6 protein-coding genes are annotated in these 4286 nt (G+C 51.2%); 5 read left to right on the forward strand and 1 reads right to left on the reverse strand.

Annotated features, from left to right (window positions below):
- Window positions 1–248, forward strand: a 248-nt coding sequence (locus tag A918_RS0115675; protein ID WP_022711970.1) for a holo-ACP synthase, incomplete at its 5' end; no start/stop codon positions are given.
- 36 nt (window positions 249–284) lie between these two features.
- On the opposite strand, the gene A918_RS0115680 is transcribed toward A918_RS0115675, so the two are convergent.
- Window positions 285–734: a GNAT family N-acetyltransferase gene (locus A918_RS0115680; RefSeq protein ID WP_022711971.1), complete on the reverse strand. Its 450-nt coding sequence runs from the start codon at window positions 732–734 to the stop codon at window positions 285–287.
- Window positions 735–1106: 372 nt separating this feature from the next.
- On the opposite strand from A918_RS0115680, the gene lepB reads away from it, so the two are divergent.
- From lepB to recO, 4 genes are all read left to right on the forward strand, one after another.
- Window positions 1107–1892: a signal peptidase I gene (gene lepB / locus A918_RS20765; protein ID WP_022711972.1), complete on the forward strand. Its 786-nt coding sequence runs from the start codon at window positions 1107–1109 to the stop codon at window positions 1890–1892.
- Window positions 1893–1946: 54 nt separating this feature from the next.
- A complete protein-coding gene (gene rnc / locus A918_RS0115695; protein WP_022711973.1) occupies window positions 1947–2651 on the forward strand; it encodes a ribonuclease III in 705 nt (234 codons plus the stop codon).
- A 165-nt stretch (window positions 2652–2816) separates the two neighbouring features.
- Complete coding sequence (gene era / locus A918_RS0115700) at window positions 2817–3761, forward strand: GTPase Era (RefSeq protein ID WP_022711974.1); 945 nt, start codon at window positions 2817–2819, stop codon at window positions 3759–3761.
- 12 nt (window positions 3762–3773) lie between these two features.
- On the forward strand, window positions 3774–4286 hold a 513-nt coding region (recO, locus tag A918_RS0115705; RefSeq protein WP_022711975.1), incomplete at its 3' end, for a DNA repair protein RecO.

The raw sequence follows: 4286 nt of genomic DNA on the forward strand, positions 1-4286 counted from the left end.
AGCGTTTTGCCGCCAAGGAGGCTTGTTCCAAAGCTCTGGGTACCGGTCTGTCTCATGGTGTTTTCTGGCGGGACATGGAAGTGATTAATTTGCCCTCAGGTAAGCCGACGATGCACCTCACCAATGGCGCTGAAGTTCGCCTGCAATCCATGATGCCGGAAGGCATGAAGCCTGTTGTGCATCTGAGTATTACGGATGAATATCCGATGGCGCAGGCTTTTGTGATTATTGAAGCCGTACCGGCTTAAAAGCAGCGCCCGCACAATCACGGGCGCTTTCACACATCACAGCATTTTGCGATATTGAATGAAGCCGGATTTATCGGCAACGCGGTCATAGAGCACCATCGCATCCGTATTGGTCTCATGGGTCAGCCAGTAGACGCGTGAGCAGTCTGCTTCCGCTGCAGCTTGATAAACATGCTCAATCAGTGCGCGGCCAAGGCCTTTGCCGCGAACATCCGGATTAACGTAGAGATCCTGCAAATAGCAGTAACCGCCTGTCGACCATGTGGATCGGTGGCGGATATAATGTACAAAACCGGCAATCTTACCCTCAATAATTGCCAGCGCACCATTCATAGGTTCATTCGCATCCAGCAATCTTTGCCAGCTTAAATCGGTGACGTTGTCGGCAATGCTGGTCTTATAAAAATCCTGATAGGCTTTCCATAAAGGCAGCCATGCTGCTTTATCCTGTGCTGTGAAGAGACGGATTTCCACTGGCTGAGACATGATTATGTTTATTCCCGTGCGTTTTATGCAGCGTTCGATCGTCGTTTTGTAACGGCATTCGGGCGCTGATTTATGAACATTACGCCAGAGAATACATCATGTCTGTTTGGTGATAACCAGAGCGATAGAGCCGGTAAATGCAATAATTTGAACAATTTTCAGGCTCAAAGCTGTCGGCATTTCAGTCGTGAATCGCAAACGAAAATATCAAGAGCCGGTATGGGCTTTTTTACTCAAAAACCGGCATAGGATGCGGGTTTTATGCAACGCAGGCGGGGCGCAGTCCTTTGAGTTGCGAGTTCATGATTGCTTCATGGCTTTGTAGAGGTTAAGAGTCGCACAATAAACGCGCAGAAGCGGAGAAAACCCAGCTTGTCTAACAAGAATGAAGTGAAAAAGTCCGGCGGTGTTGGTGAACTCGTCAGTATTATTGTGCAGGCTTTGCTGCTGGCACTTGTGATCCGTACCTTGCTGTTTCAGCCATTCAGCATTCCGTCAGGCTCGATGCGTCCGACGCTTCTGGAAGGTGATTATCTGTTCGTTTCCAAATATGCCTATGGCTATTCGAAATATTCCCTGCCGCTGTCACCGGATCTGTTTGAAGGCCGCATATGGGGTGCTGAGCCGAAGCGCGGTGATGTTGTCGTATTCAAGCTGCCAAGCGATACCAATATTGATTATATCAAACGCGTAATCGGCTTGCCTGGCGACAAGATTCAGGTGCGCGACAGCGTTGTTTATATCAATGATGTGGCAGTGCAGCGCGAGAAGGTTGGCGAGATTGCCAATCCTGACGTGACCGATGAAAATCGTCCGATTGAAGTTTATCGCGAGACATTGCCGAATGGCATTTCTTACGAAACGCTGGACGTGAACCCGAATGCTATGGGCGACAATACGCGTGTATTCGAGGTACCTGCCGGTCATTATTTCATGATGGGTGACAATCGCGATAACTCGCTGGATAGCCGCTATTCTGTAGGCTATGTGCCTTATGAAAATCTTGTTGGCCGCGCCAATGTGATCTTCTTCTCCATTTCCGGAAAATACAGCCCGCTGGAACTGTGGCGCTGGCCAACCAATCTGCGGTTCGACCGCTTGCTGAACTGGGTCGGAGCAACGGAAAATCCTAAATCCGTTGTAACGACAAATAACTGATGTGTGTTTTGACGAAATTAAACAACAATAAAGCTGCCGGTCAGGAGCCTGATAATGGTTTCTGATCGCCAGCGTATAAAAATACTGGAAGAAAAAACCGGTCATAGCTTTGTCGATCATGCGCGCCTTGAGCGCGCATTGACACATTCCAGCGCACGGCCGCAATCCGGCTCCAATTATGAGCGTCTGGAATTTCTCGGTGACCGCGTTCTAGGACTGATTATTGCGGAAATGCTGTTTGCGGCTTTTCCCGATGCGCCGGAAGGTGAGTTGTCCGTGCGCCTGAATGCGCTGGTCAGCGCTGAGGGCTGTGCATCTGTTGCTGATGAAATCGGTCTGGGTGATCTGATTGAAACCGGTTCCGACATCAAAAGCCTCAATGACAAGCGCCTGCTCAATGTGCGCGCCGATGTGATTGAAGCACTGATTGCCACGATTTATCTGGATGGTGGCTTGGAAGCTGCACGTGGTTTTGTGCTGAAATACTGGGAGCCACGTTCCAGAGTGAGCGATGCGGCGCGCCGTGATGCTAAAACTGAGTTGCAGGAATGGGCACATCAGCAGGGTAAACAGCAAGGCAAACTGCAACCTGTTTACCGCATTGTCAGCCGCACTGGTCCCGACCATGAGCCTGTCTTTGTGGTGGAAGTAGCAATTTCCGGTTTTCAGCCGGCAACCGGAACAGGACGTTCCAAACGTATTGCCGAGCAGGATGCCGCTGAAAATCTGCTGCACCGCCAAGGTGTCTGGCAGAAATAACTGATCTTATAAAGTTTCCGTATTTGCGCTAAACTTAAGCACATCCCGAAAAGTGGAAACCGGTTTTCGGAATAAGATGTGCGCTAAACTTAAATAGAGCTCGTTAAACCTGCGCAGGTTCTTCAGAGCATTTCCGATACAGCGCTTGGCTTAAAAGAGATAAAAATGACTGAAATCAACCATCCGCAGGGTGATAGCGCAACCACAGCAGAAGCACAGACCCGTTCGGGTTTCGTGACGCTGATTGGTGCGCCGAATGCGGGCAAATCCACTTTGGTGAACCGTTTAGTCGGCACTAAAGTGTCGATTGTGACCCATAAGGTGCAGACCACCCGTGCTCTGGTGCGTGGCATTATCACTGAAGATCAGACACAGATCGTGCTGGTTGACACACCGGGTATCTTCAAGCCGAAGCGCCGTCTTGACCGCGCTATGGTCACAACCGCTTGGGGCGGTGCCCGTGATGCCGATCTGGTGCTGATCCTGCTTGATGCACAGGGCGGTCTGAATGAATCCGCTGAGGCTTTGCTGGCCAGTGTTGAAAACACGCATCAGAAAAAGATTCTGATCCTCAACAAAGTTGATCGTGTTGACCCGCCAAAGCTGCTGGAACTGGCACAGGCCGCCAATGAGAAAGTGAAATTTGAAAGCACTTTCATGATTTCGGCGCTGAATGGTTCGGGCTGTAAAGATCTGCTGAAATATCTGGTTGCCCAAATGCCTTACGGCCCTTGGTATTATCCGGAAGATCAGATTTCTGATATGCCGATGCGCCAGCTGGCAGCGGAAGTGACCCGTGAGAAGCTCTATTTGCGCTTGCATGAAGAATTGCCTTATTCCTCGACGGTAGAAACCGAAAAGTGGGAAGAGCGCAAAGACGGTTCGGTGCGTATCGAGCAGGTGGTCTATGTCGAGCGCGACAGCCAGAAGAAGATTGTTCTCGGCCATAAAGGTGAGACGATTAAGGCAATCGGTCAGGCATCCCGCAAGGAAATGTCTGCTATTCTCGAGCAGCCGGTTCACTTGTTCCTGTTCGTGAAAGTGCGTGACAACTGGGGCAATGACCCTGAGCGTTACCGTGAAATGGGGCTGGAATTCCCGAATTCCTGAGGTTAACTGATTATGGAGTGGCGCGACGAGGGCATCATTCTCGGCACAAGACGGCACGGTGAAAGCAGTGCCATTGTGGAGGTGATGACCCGTGCCCATGGCCGCCATATGGGTGTGGTGCGCGGTGGCCGCTCCAAACGTATGCAGCCGATGCTGCAGGTCGGCAATCATGTTTCGCTACATTGGTGGGCGCGACTCGATGAGCATCTGGGGTCTTACCAGATCGAGCCTCTGAGCTTTTCCGCAGCGCGGCTGATTGATCTGCCGGTGGCGCTGTTTGCTATTCAGCTGGCCGCAGCGCATTTGCGCTTGCTGCCGGAGCGCGACCCGCACGAAAATCTCTATGAAACATTGCAGCTCTTGCTGGAGCATTGTGACACGCCGGTTGCTGCCGGTGAACTGTTGCTGCGTTTTGAACTGATGTTGCTGGAAGAGCTGGGCTTCGGCCTTGATCTCAAAAGCTGTGCCGCAACCGGCGGCACTACAGATTTGATTTATGTCTCGCCGAAAAGCGGACGAGCCGGA

This window comes from Pseudochrobactrum sp. AO18b (assembly GCF_000409565.1).
In the GTDB taxonomy this organism is placed as follows: domain Bacteria; phylum Pseudomonadota; class Alphaproteobacteria; order Rhizobiales; family Rhizobiaceae; genus Pseudochrobactrum; species Pseudochrobactrum saccharolyticum.

What these genes read in the sequence shown, in the direction of transcription:
- A918_RS0115680 (WP_022711971.1), bottom strand. Translation starts at nt 734, where the DNA reads ATGTCTCAGCCAGTGGAAATCCGTCTCTTCACAGCACAGGATAAAGCA.
- rnc (WP_022711973.1), top strand. Translation starts at nt 1,947, where the DNA reads ATGGTTTCTGATCGCCAGCGTATAAAAATACTGGAAGAAAAAACCGGT.
- era (WP_022711974.1), top strand. Translation starts at nt 2,817, where the DNA reads ATGACTGAAATCAACCATCCGCAGGGTGATAGCGCAACCACAGCAGAA.